General features: G+C 49.6%; 14 protein-coding genes. 10 read left to right on the top strand and 4 right to left on the bottom strand.

Annotated elements, in window-relative coordinates; all coding sequences use genetic code 11:
* Positions 1 to 218: 218 nt before the first annotated feature.
* The 3 genes from EL628_RS02825 to EL628_RS02815 all read left to right on the top strand — a co-directional run bounded on the left by EL628_RS02825 (position 219) and on the right by EL628_RS02815 (position 5,740).
* Entirely contained in the window at positions 219 to 3,368 is a 3,150-nt protein-coding gene (locus EL628_RS02825) for a winged helix-turn-helix domain-containing protein (RefSeq protein ID WP_126578282.1), read from the top strand.
* A gap of 190 nt (positions 3,369 to 3,558) precedes the next feature.
* On the top strand, positions 3,559 to 4,443 hold the full coding sequence (locus EL628_RS02820; protein ID WP_126578281.1) for an oxidoreductase: 885 nt from the start codon (positions 3,559 to 3,561) through the stop codon (positions 4,441 to 4,443).
* A gap of 58 nt (positions 4,444 to 4,501) precedes the next feature.
* Positions 4,502 to 5,740 (top strand): FAD-dependent monooxygenase, encoded by a 1,239-nt coding sequence (locus tag EL628_RS02815; protein WP_126578280.1) that lies wholly within the window; start codon positions 4,502 to 4,504, stop codon positions 5,738 to 5,740.
* A 332-nt stretch (positions 5,741 to 6,072) separates the two neighbouring features.
* Here the strand turns inward: EL628_RS02815 and EL628_RS02810 are convergent, their stop codons facing one another.
* Positions 6,073 to 6,960, bottom strand: coding sequence for an aldo/keto reductase (locus tag EL628_RS02810; RefSeq protein ID WP_126578279.1), 888 nt, complete (start codon positions 6,958 to 6,960; stop codon positions 6,073 to 6,075).
* Positions 6,961 to 7,141: 181 nt separating this feature from the next.
* Between EL628_RS02810 and EL628_RS02805 the strand changes: the two genes are divergently transcribed.
* Positions 7,142 to 7,999, top strand: a complete 858-nt coding sequence (locus EL628_RS02805; protein WP_126578278.1) for a helix-turn-helix transcriptional regulator — start codon at positions 7,142 to 7,144, stop codon at positions 7,997 to 7,999.
* A gap of 102 nt (positions 8,000 to 8,101) precedes the next feature.
* Here the strand turns inward: EL628_RS02805 and EL628_RS02800 are convergent, their stop codons facing one another.
* The 3 genes from EL628_RS02800 to EL628_RS02790 form a co-directional block, all read right to left on the bottom strand.
* The gene (locus EL628_RS02800; RefSeq protein WP_161975227.1) at positions 8,102 to 9,550 is read right to left on the bottom strand and encodes a pyridoxal phosphate-dependent aminotransferase; all 1,449 of its coding nucleotides are present in this window, start codon (positions 9,548 to 9,550) and stop codon (positions 8,102 to 8,104) included.
* Between the two features lie 213 nt (positions 9,551 to 9,763).
* Entirely contained in the window at positions 9,764 to 10,840 is a 1,077-nt protein-coding gene (locus EL628_RS02795) for a S66 family peptidase (RefSeq protein WP_126578276.1), read from the bottom strand.
* Positions 10,841 to 11,169: 329 nt separating this feature from the next.
* On the bottom strand, positions 11,170 to 12,567 hold the full coding sequence (locus EL628_RS02790) for a hypothetical protein (protein ID WP_126578275.1): 1,398 nt from the start codon (positions 12,565 to 12,567) through the stop codon (positions 11,170 to 11,172).
* A 272-nt stretch (positions 12,568 to 12,839) separates the two neighbouring features.
* Between EL628_RS02790 and EL628_RS02785 the strand changes: the two genes are divergently transcribed.
* The 6 genes from EL628_RS02785 (at position 12,840) to EL628_RS02760 (ending at position 18,473) form a co-directional block, all read left to right on the top strand.
* Positions 12,840 to 13,586, top strand: a complete 747-nt coding sequence (locus EL628_RS02785) for an SDR family NAD(P)-dependent oxidoreductase (protein WP_126578274.1) — start codon at positions 12,840 to 12,842, stop codon at positions 13,584 to 13,586.
* A 209-nt stretch (positions 13,587 to 13,795) separates the two neighbouring features.
* A complete protein-coding gene (locus EL628_RS30460; protein ID WP_245993974.1) occupies positions 13,796 to 14,776 on the top strand; it encodes a polysaccharide deacetylase family protein in 981 nt (326 codons plus the stop codon).
* A gap of 319 nt (positions 14,777 to 15,095) precedes the next feature.
* Positions 15,096 to 15,791, top strand: a complete 696-nt coding sequence (locus EL628_RS02775) for an HAD family hydrolase (RefSeq protein WP_126578273.1) — start codon at positions 15,096 to 15,098, stop codon at positions 15,789 to 15,791.
* A 909-nt stretch (positions 15,792 to 16,700) separates the two neighbouring features.
* Complete coding sequence (locus EL628_RS02770; RefSeq protein WP_126578272.1) at positions 16,701 to 17,648, top strand: GNAT family N-acetyltransferase; 948 nt, start codon at positions 16,701 to 16,703, stop codon at positions 17,646 to 17,648.
* A gap of 224 nt (positions 17,649 to 17,872) precedes the next feature.
* On the top strand, positions 17,873 to 18,130 hold the full coding sequence (locus tag EL628_RS02765; RefSeq protein ID WP_126578271.1) for a hypothetical protein: 258 nt from the start codon (positions 17,873 to 17,875) through the stop codon (positions 18,128 to 18,130).
* Positions 18,120 to 18,473: a rhodanese-like domain-containing protein gene (locus EL628_RS02760; RefSeq protein WP_126578270.1), complete on the top strand. Its 354-nt coding sequence runs from the start codon at positions 18,120 to 18,122 to the stop codon at positions 18,471 to 18,473. The genes EL628_RS02765 and EL628_RS02760 overlap by 11 nt, the downstream gene beginning before the upstream one ends.
* Positions 18,474 to 18,499 lie beyond the last annotated feature (26 nt).

Here is an 18,499-nt window from a genome sequence, read left to right as displayed (position 1 = left end):
TGCGATGAATGCCATCAATGATAGAGCTATGATACTGGCGCACTGTACCATCTGTACTGTTGAATGCAATGTTTGGTAAAATACAGCGATGGAGACATCCCTGCAAATGTTGTGGTAATCTATAAAAGATCATGCAAAAGAGGACTATGTGCTATACTGTTAGGGAACTTTCTATTTGGGGAACTTTTACGCTGCAAAAGTGAGAGTCTGACTGATAAATGGCACACACAACTCCTACAATACGCGATGCCGTCCTGCATTTTTATGAGAATGAGCAGGAGATCTCTATTAGCGTAGGATCGGCCCGCTGGTTCGCGTGGTTACAGGAAGAGACCACTCTGCTCTTCTCCTTTCATTCTCTTGATGGCTCTTATACAGCGCGCAAGGAACATGCTGGCAATCATCGCGGTGGGTACTACTGGAAAGCCTATCTCAAGCGTCAGGGAAGACTGTCTCGTGCCTATCTGGGAAAGTCAGAAGATCTGACGCTTGATAGGCTTAACGAAGTTGCTATGATGCTTGCGAAGCGACCTCTTTCGCGCCAGCCACCTCAGATGGCCTACCCTCAGCCTGCTGCGACGCCACTGCTTCAAAGCAAGCTGCATCCCCCTCGACTACCTGTCCAGCTCGTCGAGCGTATTCCTTTGTTGGAGCTCCTTGATAAAGGGCGGCGGCAAAAGCTGACCCTTGTGCAGGCTCCGGCAGGTTTTGGAAAGACGACGCTTGTTGCTCAGTGGATTGCCCGGAGCGAGGCGCAAGCGGCCATACAGCGTAAGCCCTGGCTTGTCGCTTGGCTCTCGTTGGATAGCGGCGATAATGACCCGATCCGCTTTTGGTCGTCACTCATTGCAGCTATCCCGGCTCTCTACGGGCATATTGGTCAGGTTGCGCTGGCTCAACTCTCACAGCAGTCTCAGTCTCCATTTGCGCCAGCGCAGCTAGAGGCGGCCCTGGCCTCTCTGCTGAATGATCTGACTGGCTCGGTTCCGGAAGGAGTGCTGGTGCTGGAGGATTATCACCTTATCGAGCACGAGCGTATCCATAAGACGCTGACCTTTTTCATCGAGCATCTGCCAGCGGACTTCCATATCGTCATGCTGACGCGCAGTACGCCGCCGCTGCCGCTGGTACGCTGGCGAGCCAGAGGTGATCTCCAGGAAATCCACCCGAATCAACTGAGCTTTTCATTGGAGGAGACAACTGTTTTTCTCCAGCAGCATATCCCCACCCCATTTTCGGAGGAGGCAGCTCGGAAGCTCCATATTTATCTGGAAGGCTGGGCTGCTGGCTTGCGCCTGTTCGTATTGAACTCACAGAGTCAGCGGGCATCCCAGATGATCGAAGAAGCGTTCGGACTGCCACACATAGGTTTAGTACACAACACTTCTCGTCGGTCTATTCAGGAGTTTTTTATCAGCGAAGTGCTTGCTGCCCAGCCTGAGTCCCTCCAACTCTTCCTGCTCCAGACCAGCCTGTTTAGTCGTCTGACCGCCTCACTCTGCGATGCAGTGATGGGACGGCAGGATAGTGCTGAGTGGCTGGAAAGAGTTGAACGCTCTGGCATCTTTCTGGAAGCGCTGGAGAGCGCGGATGGGTGGTATCGCTATCATGCCCTGTTTGCCGAGGCTATGCGGACTGAAGCGATCCGCCGCCTGGGGGCTGAAGCATTGCGCTATCTGGCAGCTCAGGCCAGTCGCTGGTATGAAGAACATGCTCTGCTGAGTGAGGCTATTGAAACTGCTCTCTCCGCTCAAGAATTCGAGCGCGCCTCACTGCTGATTGAAAGACTCAACGAGCATGCGTATTTTACTGAGTATCATACTATGTGCCGCTGGCTGGATCAGATACCGAAATCTCTCTTGCCTTCCCATCCGACACTCTGCTTCCTCTTTGCTCAGGCGCGCATCTTCTCCGCCGACAGCCCTGGCCCCATCTGGCGCATCGAGCCAGCCGAAGAGCTGCTTCAGATGGCGGAAGAGGGATGGCGAGCACAAGGAGAGCTATTGCAGATAGGGGTTCTCTCAGCCTTTCGTGCCACTTTCACTATTGTTCACGGTTTTATCGCACCTGCCGTTGCCTACGCGCATCAGGCGCTCCAACTCTTGCCATCCGCCAGCGCAGAGCAGGTATATCACCAGCGGCCAGTGGAGTGGATCGAATGGCACTGCGGTTGCCTGCTTACATTGGGCATGGAGGCCATGCAGACTGGTGCCTTTCACACTGCCCGCCAGTATCTGCGTGAAGGTTACACGTTCAGCCTGCACGTTAAAGATCGGGTCTTTACGCGCGTCATCGGACGGCTACTGGGTGACGTTTATTTTGAAATGGGCGAACTCCATCAGGCCAATTCCTATTACCAGCAAACACAGGCCGAACCGCCCTGGCTAGATCAGACTGGCGAGGCAATTTTTCTTACGCAGCTCGCCTGCGGGTTTATCCGTCTTGCCTATGAGTGGAACGATCTTGAGAAGGCGGAGCAACTGGCCTACGAGGCCTCCCTCCATCACTATGAAGGGACCTTCCCGGCAGGAGAAGAGGCTGGATACACACAGTTAGAGCTCTTAAGGCTACTGCTCCTGCGCGCACGTGGGAAGAAGACTGAGGAAGACAACGCCCTCACTGCGCTACTTACACATTTGCAGGCTGCGCCGCATACGCTCTTACTCATTCCGGATGTGCTCATCTGGCAAACGCGTGCGCAGATACGAGATGGAGACTTGCTGGCCGCTAAACGTACCCTGAATACCCTTACTGGCTATGAAAAAGACCTGTCTGCAACACAACAGCAGGCAATGCAGTTGCTAAGCGCCCGACTGCTCATGGCTCAAGGCGAGGCCGCAGCCGCCCTGCCTCTGCTGAAGCAACTCTTTACACACGCGCAAGAGGAGCAACATCTCGTGAGTGCGTTGGAAATTCAGGTGCTCATCGCGCTCGCTTCTGCCGATCTCAAGCAGAGCCAGGAGAGCTATCAGCAACTTGCGTCTGCTCTCTCTCAGGCGCGTAGAGAGGGCTTTCTGCGCCTCTTCCTGGATGAAGGCGAGCCGCTAGCTATTCTTCTGCGCAAGCTCATTCCTTCTCTCACCGAGAAACCTCTACGTGCCTACGCTCAGAGTATCCTTCATGCCCACGCTCACTCATTTTCTTTTCGGGCCAGCAACCCGGACAGCCCGTTACTCGAACTCCTCTCGGCGCAAGAGTTGCGCGTGCTGACCCTCCTGGTTGCCGGACACAGCAATCCCGAGATTGCCGAGGAGCTGATCATCTCCATCAACACTGTCAAAGGCCACATCAAAAACATCTACCGCAAACTCGACGTCAATAACCGCGTGGAAGCCGGCGAAGTAGCCCGGCGTCTGAAACTTCTCTAATCCCACCCATTCACAACCACTCTGATAACAACCCGATTGGGTGGCGCGCTGCTACCGCATTGCCAGCTATACTCAGGGCAGTGATGTGAAAGCACATGTGAGTCAAAACTTACAAGCAGAGCAGCACATCTATAGAAAAACCTTGCCAGCGAGAGAACACACTGGCAATAAGCAGAATAGGGAGAAAGCCATGTTTCAGACAGATAATACAGCGACAAATTCTTCTTCATCACGCGTCTGGTTTATTACCGGCAGCTCCACCGGCTTCGGGCGGGCATTAGCTGAAGCCGTCCTGGCCCATGGGGATCGTCTTGTGGCGACCGCGCGAAACCTGGAGCAGCTCCAGAACCTGACCGCTCCTTCCTCCAAGCAGTTGCTTACACTCCGGTTGGATATTACCAACGAGGCCCAGTGTCAGGAAGCAGTTGAGCGAACCATGGAGCACTTTGGGCAGATCGATGTACTGGTCAATAACGCTGGCTACGGCCTCTTTGGAGCCATTGAAGAAATTTCAGCACGCGAAGTACGCGAACAGTTCGAGACCAACGTCTTCGGTCTTCTCAATGTCACTCGTGCAGTCCTGCCCATTCTTCGCTCCCAGCAGCGCGGGCGTATCCTCATGATGTCCTCGATTGGTGGATTTGTCAGCTTTATGGGAACAGGAATGTACAACGCTAGCAAACGTGCAGTCGAAGGATTATCTGATGCGCTGGCTCAGGAAGTAGCGCCGCTGGGTATTCACGTGACCATTGTGGAGCCTGGATCTTTTCGTACAGACTTTGCCGGGCGCTCGTTAAAAGTGTCCGAACGTAAAATCGAGGACTACGCGCAGACCAGTGGGATGGTGCTTGACTATACTACGAAGTACATCCACGGGCATGAACCAGGTAGCCCTGCTCTGGCCGCAGCCGCCATCCTCAAGGTCGTTGAGCATCCCCAGCCGCCCTTGCGCCTGGCTCTGGGAGCAGATGCCCTGGAAATGATGCGCAAAAAACTGGACGAAGTTTCTCAGGAATGGAACACATGGGAAGCTATCTCAGTTACCACAGCCTTTCCAACCAGTGCAGTTGAATAAAAGCAGTCATAGCAATAGATGTGAGATCTGGGCATAATGATTAAAGGATTGAAAAATTATGACAAATAACAGTCTAAAAAACCGCACTATTCTCATTTCAGGCGCGAGCATCGCGGGACCGGCCCTGGCCTACTGGCTGAGCCGCTATGGCTTCAAGCCTACGATAGTTGAGCGAGCGCCTGCCCCGCGTGCAGGTGGGAACGCGATTGACATTCGTGGAGGTTCGCGAGCTGTCGTTGAACGTATGGGCATCATGCCTGCGATTCGGCAGGCGCTCACTAACCAGCGTGGAATGTCATTCGTTGACAGCTCTAACAGACCACAGGCAACAATGGGCGTCGAGCTTTTTGGTGGGGAGGGCCTGGTCAGTGACTTCGAGATCTTGCGCGGCGACCTGGTACAGATCCTGTATGAAGCGACGAGAGACACTACTGAATACATTTTTCATGATACGATCACGGCCCTGTCAGAGAACGAGGAGGGCATTCAGGTTACCTTCGAGAAAGGCCAACCGCGCATCTTCGACCTTGTGTTGGGAGCTGACGGGCTCCACTCCACTGTGCGCCAGCTTTCGTTTGGGGCTGAGTCAGAGTTCAGTCGCCATCTGGGTTACTACATCTCGATCTTTACTGCCGCGAATCATTTACAACTTGATCGCTGGCAGCTCGTCTACAATATGCCAGGAAAACTTGCAGGAGTGTACACGGCCCATCAGAACAGCGAAGTCAAGGCCATGTTCCTCTTTGCCTCATCGCCGCTCCAGTATGATCGGCATAACAGTGAAGAACAGAAAAAGATCCTGACCAGAGTCTTCGCGAACGAGGGATGGGAAATTCCGCGCCTGTTGAACGCGATGGATGACGCCCCCGACTTCTACTTCGACTCAATCAGTTTGATTCAGATGGAGCGCTGGTCAAAGGGAAGGATCGCGCTGGTTGGGGATGCGGGCTATTGTCCCTCGCCGCTCTCGGGACAGGGCACAAATCTGGCGCTAGTAGGGGCCTATGTGCTCGCTGGAGAACTGGCAGCGGCGGCGGGCGAGTATCAGACGGCCTTTGCTCGCTACGAGGAAAAAATGCGCGGATATGTAGAGAAGAACCAGAAGGCCGCAGTAGATGGAGGCAAGTGGTTTATACCCCCAACGCAGTCCATGATCCGGCTACGCAATCTGAATATGCGGATGTTGCCCTATCTACCCTGGAAAGGTCTGATAGCCAGAGCCATTCAGAAGCAGACGGCCATTACCCTTCAGGACTACACAGAGGCTCAGGCTTCCTCAGGCTCCGCCTCCCTTTGATTTGCTCAGAAAAGAGCGTTTCACGTGAAACATCAGATCAGATCGGTATGTTCCACGTGAAACATTAGATCAGTGAGCGATAGGGATCACGCCGATAGAAAAACGGATGTATCAGGAATGGAAAACATAGGAACTCGCTTCAGTCACCACAGCCTTTCCAACCAGTGCAGTTGAAGAAGATAAAAATAGAGAGCGTGCCTGTTTGATCGCTTCCCGGGCTGAGCCCGATAGAGCAAGCAGTAAAGTGGATACGTGAGTGCTCTGTGCAACAAAGCTATGCGACCAGAGCACTGTTTCATCTGTACTGTTCAATACAAACATGACCCTCTTGGTCAGGCCAATGCGCTCTCAATTGTTGCGCATTCGGATGGGGTCAGGTGGATGGCGGCTCCTGCAATGTTCTCTTCTAGATGGTGCTGTGATGAAGTGCCCGGAATTGCGAGCATCATAGGTGAGAGTGCCAGGAGCCAGGCGAGAGCAATCTGAGCTGGAGTTGCATGGTGATGCTGGGCTATGGCTGTAAGTGGACCACCAGTCTGACCAAGCTTCCCCATTGCTAGTGGAAAAAAGGGCGTAAAGATAATCCCCTGTTCGGTACATGCCTGGAGGACATCTTCATGGCTACGATGCTCTAGATTATAGAGATTTTGCACTGATGCAATCTGTGTGATTGATTGCGCCTCAACGAGCTGCTCTAAAGTGACATTGCTCACGCCAACATGCCGAATCTTTCCTTCTCGTTGAAGATCTGCGAGTGCCCCAACAGATTCAGCGAATGGAACGTCTTTTGTCATATAGCGGCAGTGTACAAGGTGAAGTTGTTCCAGACGCAATTGGCGAAGATTCTCCTCACATGCAGCCTTAATATTTTCAGGTCGCATATCAGCATTCCAACTTTTGTCCTCACCTCGTTTTGCTCCAACCTTTGTAGCAATAATAAGATTCTCAGGATAGGGATAGAGCGCCTCAACGATTAGCCGATTAGCAACATCTGGTCCATAATAAGCGGCTGTATCAATAAAGTTTACGCCCAGTTCTACCGCACGTTGAAGCACCTTTTTTGCCTCCGTGGGATTGGCTGGTTCCCCCCAGACTCCTGGGCCTGGTAGTCGCATTGTACCGAAGCCAATGCGATTGACGATAATATCATTGCCGACTGTCACTGTGCCTGCAGAGGCGGCAGCGAGTGGTTGATGTTGATTTGAAGGATAAGATGTCATCTGCTTTCTTCTTTCTTTCTCTAATTGGCTTTGAGATCCTGTGACTCATAGTTGACAGAGCATTGATTGCTCACATATTGCTAATCAATGGTACACTCAGAAGTATGGCATGGATGATATCGTGGGACCAGAGTTTCTGTATCGTACGACTGAGAGCATCAGGATAATGAGGGGCTGACCTATGAATGAAGCTCAGCGCAGGCAGGCGCTTGGAGATTTTTTACGCACAAGACGTTCACGAATTTTTCCGACAGAGGTTGGTTTGCCCGCAGGGAAACGCCGTCGTACGCCCGGGTTGCGCCGTGAGGAAGTAGCACAGTTAGCGAATATAGGGGTGTCCTGGTATACCTCTTTAGAGCAAGGACGTGATATTCATCCTTCAACAGAGATCTTGAGTAGCATTGCCACTGCCTTACAGCTTACCTTCGACGAGCGCCAGCACCTCTTCCTTTTAGCTGATATGCAGCGTTTCCATGATGAGCTTCCACTTGACGAATATATAAGTCCAGCTCTTCGCCGTATCCTTGAAGATCTTAATCCAGATCCTGCTTATGTTATGGGGAGGCGTTGGGACTACCTGGCCTGGAATACCGCCGCCGAACAGGTCTTTACTCCTTCCAGGATCTCCTTACCTTACGCCTATAACATAGTCTGGCGTATCTTTGGCAACTCTGAGCGCCAGAGTAATGATCCTGATTGGGAGCAGAAAGCGCAGGGAATACTGGCCGAATTTCGTGCAGAGAGCGTGCAGTACGCTGATGAAGAATGGTTTAAACAATTGATTGCAGATCTGCAACAGGTGAGTCCAGAATTTCGTGCCTGGTGGCCTCGGCATGATGTACGTGGTCGCCTGGATGGTCGTAAGAATATAGAGCATCCCGTTGTGGGGAGTTTACTATTTGAGCATGTCACTTTGCAAGTTCCTTCAAACTCGCATCTTAAAGTGATGATTTATACGCCTTTACCTGGAACAAAGACCAGCGAAAAGTTGCAGTTCTTATTGTCGTCACCAGTAGCTACTGAAGCGAGCCCCCACTAACTCTGTAGAAACGTTCGTTGTCCGCTTATTATGAGTGAGATAGAAAAGAGCGTTTCACGTGAAACATCAGATCAGGTTTGTATGTTCCACGTGAAACATTTTTTAGCGCTGAGCGATAGGGATCACGCCGATGGAAAAGCGGATGTATTCGTCGGTATAGCCAAAGCCCGAACCGGGGACGCCAGCAATGCCAGTCTTCTCAAAAAGCGAGAAGGCATCTTCACCTGCTTTGAGCTTACTCCAGTTATAGACCGTCGCATCGTCATCAACATAGATCTCTTCAAAGAGAGACTGCTCTGCGTTGATGCGGTGCAACTGTGCAATAAAGCGGGTACGGCGCAGACGATAGAAGCTGCGCAATTTATCGGCTAGCCAGGGCCGGGCCTGGAAGAGCTGATAGTAAGCCATAAAGCGTAGCTGCCACTCGCCGGGGAGAGAAGCAACGCCATTACTCCAGCTAACCGATATAGCCGCTGCAATCTCAGGATCTCCGCTGGTGACCCAGCCGAAGCGCTCTCCTGTAAGTGTATAGTTTTTAGAGAAGCTACTGACAAAGATCGTCTGCTTTAAGGTCTCTGGTTCGTTGAAGGCCGCCATTCGCTCATAATCTTCCTCAGGTTTGCCTGTACCAATATACGCCAGATCGGCAAGGACAAAGATCTCGCGGCCCTGAGCGCGATAGCGATTCAGAACACCATTGATGGCTCTGATCTCTTCAGGTGTATAAGCAAAGGCAGTAGGATTATTCGTAATCGTAAAATAAAGCAGGCTGATATCTTCTTGCTGTTGAAGAACCTGATCAAGCTGATCGGCGGAGAGCTTAAAGTGATGTTCAGCCAGGGTAGGGAGACGTTCAATGCGATAGCCATAGGTGCTGGCCTGCCATTCAGGAACGCCAAAGCCAGGCTCGGGACAGAGCATTGCAAAGCTACTTTTGTTTTCAACGCGATAGCGATAGGCCAGGCCACGGAGTGCTCGATCGATACCATCCATTGCGCCCAGGCTCATCTGGATATTCTTCGAGGTAACCGGGTAGCCCCATTTTTGCATCTCCTGAGCCAGCCATTCGCGCATAATAGGATTGCCAACCGCATAAATATCATAGACGCGTAGATCAAATTTGTTTGCAAGTAGCAGTCGTTCGTACTCCATCATCTGGGCTCGTAGCCATTGATACGTCTCACCAGTGGCTGTATAGCCTGCCAGATCTTCGCCAGGAAGAGCCAGGCCCAGCTCATCGGCCAGCATGCGATAGTCGGTTGAACTCCCGGCTTCACCCTCACACTCAGTGATCAGGCGTAGATTAATATCGCCAATAGTGCGATTAACGATCTCTTCCTGGATGATCTCTTCTGCAATATGATAGGAATAACATTCCTGTTTCAGCTCTTCGACCACACGGGCCATCATACGAATGGGGCCTGCACCTGAGTTGAGGAGAGGGCGAAAGCGTTGCAGGATCGCTGTACGGAGTTGGCGGAGAAGTGCACGCTGCTCCTCGAAGGATGTTGTTGAGAGAATTGCTGCTTCATTAGTAGTATGTGAGTTCACGAGGTGAGATGCTCCTTCCTGGTACATGCGCTCCTTACCCCTTTAGTTCTTTGTGGAAGGAGCACTGTCTGGCCTGATTGATGGCCTCTGACTTCATCAGTGTAGCATACTCTCATAGTGAATACTATCATGTTTCACGTGAAACATAACGTTACAGCACTTGGAAAGGGAGGTAGAAAGTGGGCATGCTATCTAACTGTGTTCATCGTTTATCTAAACGTCAATCTTTTCATAGATCACAGAGATCTTTTTCTGGAAGCCATCAATTCTGACCTGACCGCCGTTGGGCAGCACAAATTGAGGATCGGTGTGTCCAATATCCAGGTTGAAGACGGCCAGGACATCCGGGTGATACTCACTGAGCGCCTTGATGACTGCCTCAGTCCATTCACGCGTAAAGGTTGCTTTCTCGGCTGCTGTATGTGGGTGTGCAAACGACCAGGCTTTGGGGCGCCCAATGAGAACGGCAGCAAACTGTTGGAGGAGGCCGCGCTCACCCATGCACATCAGGATACGGTAGACCTCAGTAGCTGAAGGCATCTCCTCAGACGTTTCAAAGTAGAAAATCGTGCCTGCATACGTCTCAACCGGCTGTATATACCTATTGGCCCGCAAATTCCAATCCAGAATTTCCAGGTTGCCACCCCAGAGCGTCCCCTCGATGTGTTTGTCTGCATTGTGCCAGATCCAGCCTGGGGCAGGGAACATCGTGGGATGTTGGCTCAAGCTAAGAATGTTATTCCAGTCCAGGCTTTCGTCGGTATAGACAGAGGCTGGTCGGATCTGATATGCTCCACGCTCAAACAATGCATACTTGAGGGATTCTAGCGTTGTGGGGTGCATTTCTCCGCAGCGTCCAAACTCAACCATAATGGTGCCGCCATGATAGGAGACAAGGCCAAGATTCCAGAGAAAATTGTGTAGATTGGTGTTGTCACTATACCCCAGGAACACCTTCGGATGGGCCTTAATAAGTTCTGGGTCGAGATATTTGAGGACTTTGATCTGGTCGTCGCCACCAATCGAAGCAATGATCGCTTTAATCTCAGGATCAACGAAGGCTGCATGCAGATCGCGTGCTCGATCCTGTGGAGGTGAGTGCAGTTGACGAGTGGTAGGATACTCAACTGGCTCTAACTGAAAGAACTCTCGTAAGCGCTGAAGACCCTGTTCAAAAACTGCTGGGAAGACTTCAGGCAAACCCAAAGAAGGTGAGAGAATAGCTACTTTGTTCCCAGGGCGTAACTTTGGTGGATACGTAAAGGAATGTGGCTGTGGCATAATGGTCATAGGTGAGTAACCTCAAATCTAGCAAAGTATCTCCCAATTCGCCTGTGAAGAGGATTAGGAATAGATAGCATTCATTATAGAAGACCCACCCCCCATTGTCTACAGTTGAGCTGCAGGCTTGTAGAGCATTCTACGACTTGAAAATAGAGAAAAAAATGAGCGAGGGCATGCCAATTCTCTGTGCTTACTAAGAGAACTGGCATGCCCTGACATTGTTATTACCACCGGTCAATAAGGCTGGATACCTTTCTATTCTTTCTTGCTCGGACGTTTAATAGCCAGCTTTATACGACCATTGCAAAGATGTTTCACGTGAAACAATAGCAGCTTTAAGCATGTGAACTCGGGGTGAAGTCAAAATCATTGTTAGTAAGAATGATGTGCCCCTCGGACTTTCCAGATGTGAATTCGTAGACATTGCCGTTGAATACAAGAGCAAAGGTCTGACTATTGGCATACCAGGCCACATCGATCGGTCCTGCCGCGCTTGCAGGTGCATGAACATGATAGTTTTGGAGTTGATCTGGCTGCGTAACGTTCAGACTGTAGATGCCAGGTCCATGAGCATAGGCATCCTGTCCCAGGACGATCTGCTTGCTATCAGGGGACCAGAAAAGTTGGACATCCTGGTTCAGAATGTCTGCTGAGAGAGTTGTGAAAAGATTGTTAGCCTGATGGGTTTGAAGATCAATAAGCTGAACTTTTCCTACAGGATTGAGCATATCGCTGCCAGTGAGCATCTGAGCGACTATGGATTTTCCATCCGGCGCTATATCCCAACCGGGGAGTTGAAATTGCCCTCTCGGGCCCGGAGTCATGTTGGGACCACATAAACGCTCAGCCCCTAGATCCAGCACTTGATTATCGGGAGAAGATGGTTGGCTGACCGAATGCTGATAGATTACAAAATGTCCATTGCCCTCGGCATCTTGCGGTGTGACTGTCTCATAGAAAAGATTGTTATTCGCATAGCGCATATCCAGCCACGTTTCATTTTTGCCATGGTTCAGACCAGATAGTGCATCTGTGGGAATGATCAGAGTACTCTGCTGGCTGGTAATGTCATAACGATAAAGTCCACCCTGGGAGCTTTCCCCTTGATATGAGATATGGGAGTGCCAGGCAAGCAGATGTGTGTTATCTTCTGGGAAAAAGAACATCCAGTGGCCCGTATATGGCGAGCCACTCACTCCCTGTGTGAGATCCCCCGGGACATGGACCTGTGTTAATTGCATGGTCGCTGTATCCAGTATAAAGAGAGCTTTATCGTTTCCATACGCTAACGGCCCGCAAGAAGTTCCACCCATTGGACCATCGATAATATCCAATGTAAAAGCCAGATCGCGGTTATCGTTGAACCAGTAGAGAGGACCCCAAAAGAATTTAGCACGAGTGCTTACCGCTTGCCCTAGATGAGTTGCTTGTACAGGCTGGGCTCCATTCACTGCAATCCAGACCTGCGAATTATGAATAAAAGCATATGTATTGATTGTCGGGGAAGCTGATTGTACTGGAGAGGCTGCTGATGTCGGGGAAGCTGATTGTACTGAAGAGGCTGCTGATGTCGGAGAGATCGATGGTGTTGGAGTGGCTGCTGGTGTGCTGGTTACTTTTGGCAGTGCTGCTGTCTGATTATTTGTCCCACAGCTAGAGAAGATAAGACAGAGCAGAAGTGATATAAGTAGCATTGGTAACGGATCAATAGATTTTTTCAATCGTTTCTCCATAACTGGATGCATCTCTTTTTTTTATAAAAGTTATGCGAGATCTGTCTATGATGCATCTCTCAAAATTATAGATAAAAAATACGTAAAATACTGTTAACTGTTTCACAATGGTTCACTTTGTCAGGAGAGTAGAGGACACATTTTTTTATTCTATAGCAGGATAGGGGTCTTGAAACCCTTTAGCTGCTATCTCATATACGCTCATTGATCGTTGCGCTATAATGTTTCACGTGAAACGTCTATCATTTTAGCGGGAAGTGAGGCATTATTGTATGCTGCAAGGGAAAAATGTCGTGATTACTGGCGGTGGACGAAGTATTGGGCGCAGGCTGGCTCTTGGTTTTGCCGAACAGGGGGCAACGGTGCTCGTACATTATGGGTCCACCCAGAAAGGTGCGGCAGAAGTTGTGGCGCAGATTCGGCAGCAGGGCGGACAGGCTTTTATGGCTCAGGCCGATCTACGCCAGCCAGAGGAGGTTGCTCGCTTTGTACAGGTGGCACACGATCAGCTGGGGGCATTTGATGTCTGGATCAATAATGCTGGAGCCAGCGCCAATTCATCTGAGACGCAGGGGATGAGTGAGATTGAGATTTTTGAGCGTATGATTGGGGTCGATATTATGGGAACCTGGCGCTGTTGTCGTGAGGCTCAGCCCTATATGAGAGAAGGTGGTTGTATTCTCACCACAGGCTGGGATCGAGCCCTTGATGGAGCAGCAGGCTTTCCTAATCAGATGTATGCCATTAGTAAAGGGGCCATCATGTCTCTTACACGTTGTCTGGCCGCCGAATTTGCTCCCAACGTGAGAGTTAATTGTATTGCTCCCGGGCGCATTGAAAATGAATGGGCGCAGAGTCTGTCCAAATCTTCCAGACAGGCAGCCGTACAGGGGATTCCATTGAAGCGCTGGGGGACCCCAGAAGATATTCTTGGAACTGCTCTTTTCTTAAGTTCGCCCGCAGCCTCATTTATTACTGGTCAGGTTATCCTGGTCAATGGAGGAGAGATTATGCGCTAAAGCTGGCTATCTTAAACAACTGTAATATTTCTGTTAAACCTTGTCAATTCTATTATAAAGACCTGTGCAATTCTTTTGCGGTGTGTTAGAGTAGAAATACAAGCTGATCTATAAAATGCAGATGAATGCTCATAAGATAGCCATTTCTCTCGTAGTTTATATCGATAATAAGGAATCTATAGCCATTCTACTCTGGCAGGAGGGAATCTGTGACAAGACGTACATTCGTAAAGGGGCGATCTATCTTCAATGGTAAAGAAAGATACAAAGCATGTTCTAGTAAACATGTATTGCTTACAGCAGGCGTTATCCTTACATTAGCAAGTTCTGTCTTACTATCCTGTCAGCGTTATGATCAGTTTCAGAGTCCGATAGACCACAATTTAAATGTTAGACAGGTAATTGTTACCCCGACTGCCACGCCGACGCCAACACCGATTCCACCAACACCAACGCCAACACCGATTCCACCAACACCAACACCAACGCCAACGCCTTTTGTGCCACAACCTGGACCAGACCCGATCAATCCACTGCCAATCTATGTATCGCAACAGATAGCAGTTCTTCAGGCAAATGATCGTTTTTTCTATAATGGAAACCTGAGGCTGCCAGAGGTCGCTTTAACCTTTGATGATGGCCCTAATCCTCCCTATACGGGACAGATTCTGGATATTCTGAAGCAGTATCATGTGAAGGCTACTTTCTTTGATATGGGATCGCATGTGGCCTCATTTCCTGATCTTGCGCAGCGTGAAGATGCAGAGGGGCACCTGGTAGGAAATCATACCTGGGCTCATCCGAATATGCCGACTCTTTCAACTGACGATATGCTCTATCAGCTCAACCTGACGGGTGATACGCTTCAGCGGACGCTTGGAAAGCGTCCAACCTTTTTTCGACCACCTTATGGTGCATTTGACGCTCGTGTATTGAAGATTGCCAATCAATTAGGGTTAACTACAGTCCAATGGAACGTTGATGCACGTGATTGGGAATTGCCATCACCGGCCACTATCACATATCGAATCGTCAGCGCCACCCACAATGGTTCAATTATTCTGTTGCACGATGGTGGGGGAGATCGTTCAAGGACTGTTGCCGCTCTCCCTGCAATCATTGAGCAACTTCAGGCCCGTGGTTTCCAGTTTGTCACTCTTCAGCAGATGGTCAACGATAATCACAAATAAAGGCGATGTCAGGGTCTCTCTTCTGGTGGATGTACTGAGGAGAAGAGAAAAAAGAGCGATTGAACGTAAGTAGAACAAAGGGCGTGAGAGAAGGTCACTCCAGATCTGTACTTCCACTCGCAAAGCCAGAGGCTAAAACGTTCCACGTGAAACATCATAATCCTGGGAGATGTTTCACGTGGAACATTTTGACAGCAGAACTTATAATGGAATGGATTGTGCCAGCGTTTAACTCCTGGGATATGACCTCTCAAGATTATTGATACTCCACTCTTCTCTATGCCTCATATGGCTGGATTTCGAAAGGATTTTTGACTGCATGAACGCTCTTTCTGTAGTGCCCTCTAACTATCAGACCATCCTATTTGATCTTGATGGAACCTTAACGGACCCAAAATCTGGCATCACCAGGTCAGTTCAATATGCGTTAGCAAAAATGGGCATCATTGAACCCGATCTAGAGGCACTTGTCCCTTTCATTGGTCCACCACTCACTGAATCATTGAAGTTGTTCTATCATATGACTGATGAGCAGGCGGAGCTAGGGGTTACGTATTATCGCGAATATTTTGCCGACCGGGGCATCTTTGATAATGCAGTCTTTCCAGGCATCCCCACTTTGCTCCAGGCTCTCAAAGATGAGGGCAAGCTTCTGCTGGTGGCAACCTCCAAACCAACGCCCTTTGCCGAGCAGATTCTCACTCATTTTGATCTGGATCAGTACTTTACCCACGTTGTGGGAAGCAATATGGATGGAACGCGAGTGGACAAAACTGAAGTTATTGCGCATGCGCTTTCCCTTATTTCTGATGATACAGATGAGCCCATAGTGATGATTGGCGATCGTAAACACGATATTATCGGGGCTCATGGAAATCTTATTGATTCAATCGCTATTTTGCATGGCTATGGCCCGCTAGAAGAGTTGCAGGCTGCCAATCCCACACATATTGTTACAGATGTTGAAGCTCTCTCTAATCTGCTTCTTGCACCAGGAAAGGTCGCGCTTTCCTAGCAAAAATATGGCCCCAGGGCAGCAATTACATTAAGATGATTGCTTGCGCGTGAGCCAGCCTTTTCACTCTAGATGAAAACCTGTTGCAAGCAAGGGAAAGTCGCTTGTCTCTTCCTCTGCAGCCTTTCCGCTGTGTGAGCCCCTCCATAGCTCAATGGGAAACGGGAAATGATGCTATGGTGGGGCTGGCATGGCGGAATGGGATGTTTCGGCAGGAGACAAGCGACCTGCCCTACTTGTCTTGTTATATTGCTCTCTATTTCAAATATAAAATATTGTAAAGTAGGGAAAGTCGCTTGTCTCTTTCCGCTGTTGCCACTCTGAGGTGTGAGCCCCTCCATAGCTCAATGGGAAACGGGAAATGATGTTATGGAGGGGCTGTCATGGCGGAATGGGACGTTTCGGCAGGAGACAAGCAACCAGCCCTACTTGTCTTGTTATATTACGAATAAAAACATACATCTTGCACTTTTAAGTAGGGAAAGTTGCTTGTCTCTTTCCACTGTTGCCACTCTGAGATGTGAGGCCCTCCATAGCTCAATGGGAAACGGGAAATGGGGAAACAAAACTTGGAAACGTTTTTCTGTAAAGCGCCATCTCAGCCAGTGTAGTAGCTGTGGCGGATGATGGTACCAATCGGGGCACCTCTAATCTTGTAAAAATGATAGTGTACTTTTATCATACCAGAACCTGGATAACACAGTCAACGGAGAAAAAGTTTCACGTGAAACTTTTTCTCCCCGGGTTTCACGTGAAACATCTAGCCTGGAATCCAAAGTCGTCATTTATACGCTATAATACAAAGCATGAAATGGTATCTACCCTTCTTGCAGCAGTAAAAAAGAGTTCATCGCTGCCTTTGCATCGCATTGCCTGGCAGGAAGCTACGTTTATGTGAGGATCTTGCTAATGGGAAGTCCGTTTGTCGTTCGTGCGTATAAAGCTCTAACAGATTTTAAACCACTAGTTCGTTTGCTTCATGAGGTTGAAGAATATGATCATGATGGTGAAGATATCTCCGAGGCTGCGGTCCAGGCTCAATTAAACTGGCCGGGTTATCAGCCAGAGCAGACCTGTTTTGTGATTGAGCATCCGCAAGAGCAACAGCTATTAGGCTTTGCCTCCGTCTTTCCACAGAGCACTGATCGTTGTGCAATCTATGTGACTATTCATCCCCGTTGGCGACGTCAACAATTGGGGCAGATGCTGATGGATCGCGTTCTGCTCTGTGCACGCGAGATGGAAGCTAAACATGTAACTGTCAATGCTAATGCTCATAACGAAGGGGCCAATGCCTTTCTCAATCAACACGGTTTCTGGCGGGTTGGTGATGCCTGGCTGCTTCATGCTCCAATCGAGATTGAGTTGCCAGAAGTGATCTGGCCGGAGGGCTATACTGTACAGAACTATGCCTCGCTACGACATTTTCCTACTCTTGTGGATGTCTCACTGCGTAGCTATGCCGATAAATGGGGGCATATTGAGAATGATCCCGAGGATGCTGAAGAATCAGTTGCCAGGTGGCTTCCACTGTTTGATCCCACAGGCCTCTTTCTGAGCTTTGCTCCCGATGGATCTGTTGTGGGTCTCTGTCGAGCGGCGTTTAACACAGCCGAGAACTGTCCGCCACATCGTTTAATTGATATCCTTGATGCCCCTGGCGTGGTACCAGAGCATCGCGATAAACATGTGCATCTTCCATTATTGCTGACTGCTATGCACTGGCTCCGCTCTCAAGGTCAGCATGCAGTGGCATTGCAATCCTGGGGTGATGATGAGCAGACGATCGCTAACTATCGAGATATTGGCTTTGAACTGTTGCATCATTTTCTTGCGTACCGCAAGAATCTACGCTAACGATAATGTTTCACGTGAAACGCGAACTCTGTAGAGATCCAGTAGTCTGCCTATGATTGAAAACAGACTGCCCATGAATTGTGCTAAAATACTATGATGCAGCCAGGTGGAGAATACCTCTTAGAAGGGCTGCACTACTAGCTTGCTGTAGAGAGATGAATTTGTTACACTGAGACAAGAAAATAGATCGAACAGCATAAGTCGGGCGAGAAGAGGTAGAGCATATGCGCTCCGTTGACGATAGTAGTCCCAAATATGCTGCCGTTCTGCGTGTCCTACTCACCTGGAAACAGCTACCCGAGAGTGATGTTGCACGTATGTTACGCAACTATTTTCTCGTTACCAATGATTTCCGCGAGATGGAAGAGCAAGGCCTTTTGACATTGGCCTTTGTTGGCGATGAATATATCATCGCTCCCACCTTGTTTGGTAAGCTCTGGTTAGAGCAGTACGATACTGGAGGGCAGAAACATGGCACATGAATTTGATGATGAAGTATTACCATATACAACGATTGGTACCGATGAGGCCAAAAGTCTGATCGATTCCGGCACGCGCGTGATCGATGTACGACGTCCCGAAGAATGGAATCGTGGTCACATCGCTGAAGCAGAACTGGTGACGATCGATGGTATCTATAGTTTTGGCAAGGCGTTAAAAGAGTTACAATTACCTGCGGACGAACCTGTAATCTTTGTCTGCGCCTCTGGTCAGCGTAGCGCCTCTGCATCAGAGATCGCTCTGGTTACCGGACTGAACAAGGTGTATAATCTGGCTAATGGGATGCATGGCTGGATGAACCGCGGCTATCCCGTTGAATACTAATGTATCTCTGACTCTTATTTTTTTTA

This window comes from Tengunoibacter tsumagoiensis, from assembly GCF_003967535.1.
GTDB classification, from domain to species: domain Bacteria; phylum Chloroflexota; class Ktedonobacteria; order Ktedonobacterales; family Ktedonobacteraceae; genus Tengunoibacter; species Tengunoibacter tsumagoiensis.
The sequence above is the reverse complement of the archived record's forward strand: the minus strand, read 5'-3'. Positions and strand labels throughout refer to the sequence as shown.

What these genes read in the sequence shown, in the direction of transcription:
- EL628_RS02825 (WP_126578282.1), top strand. Translation starts at nt 219, where the DNA reads ATGGCACACACAACTCCTACAATACGCGATGCCGTCCTGCATTTTTAT.
- EL628_RS02820 (WP_126578281.1), top strand. Translation starts at nt 3,559, where the DNA reads ATGTTTCAGACAGATAATACAGCGACAAATTCTTCTTCATCACGCGTC.
- EL628_RS02815 (WP_126578280.1), top strand. Translation starts at nt 4,502, where the DNA reads ATGACAAATAACAGTCTAAAAAACCGCACTATTCTCATTTCAGGCGCG.
- EL628_RS02810 (WP_126578279.1), bottom strand. Translation starts at nt 6,960, where the DNA reads ATGACATCTTATCCTTCAAATCAACATCAACCACTCGCTGCCGCCTCT.
- EL628_RS02805 (WP_126578278.1), top strand. Translation starts at nt 7,142, where the DNA reads ATGAATGAAGCTCAGCGCAGGCAGGCGCTTGGAGATTTTTTACGCACA.
- EL628_RS02795 (WP_126578276.1), bottom strand. Translation starts at nt 10,840, where the DNA reads ATGACCATTATGCCACAGCCACATTCCTTTACGTATCCACCAAAGTTA.
- EL628_RS02790 (WP_126578275.1), bottom strand. Translation starts at nt 12,567, where the DNA reads ATGGAGAAACGATTGAAAAAATCTATTGATCCGTTACCAATGCTACTT.
- EL628_RS02785 (WP_126578274.1), top strand. Translation starts at nt 12,840, where the DNA reads ATGCTGCAAGGGAAAAATGTCGTGATTACTGGCGGTGGACGAAGTATT.
- EL628_RS02775 (WP_126578273.1), top strand. Translation starts at nt 15,096, where the DNA reads ATGAACGCTCTTTCTGTAGTGCCCTCTAACTATCAGACCATCCTATTT.
- EL628_RS02770 (WP_126578272.1), top strand. Translation starts at nt 16,701, where the DNA reads ATGGGAAGTCCGTTTGTCGTTCGTGCGTATAAAGCTCTAACAGATTTT.
- EL628_RS02765 (WP_126578271.1), top strand. Translation starts at nt 17,873, where the DNA reads ATGCGCTCCGTTGACGATAGTAGTCCCAAATATGCTGCCGTTCTGCGT.
- EL628_RS02760 (WP_126578270.1), top strand. Translation starts at nt 18,120, where the DNA reads ATGGCACATGAATTTGATGATGAAGTATTACCATATACAACGATTGGT.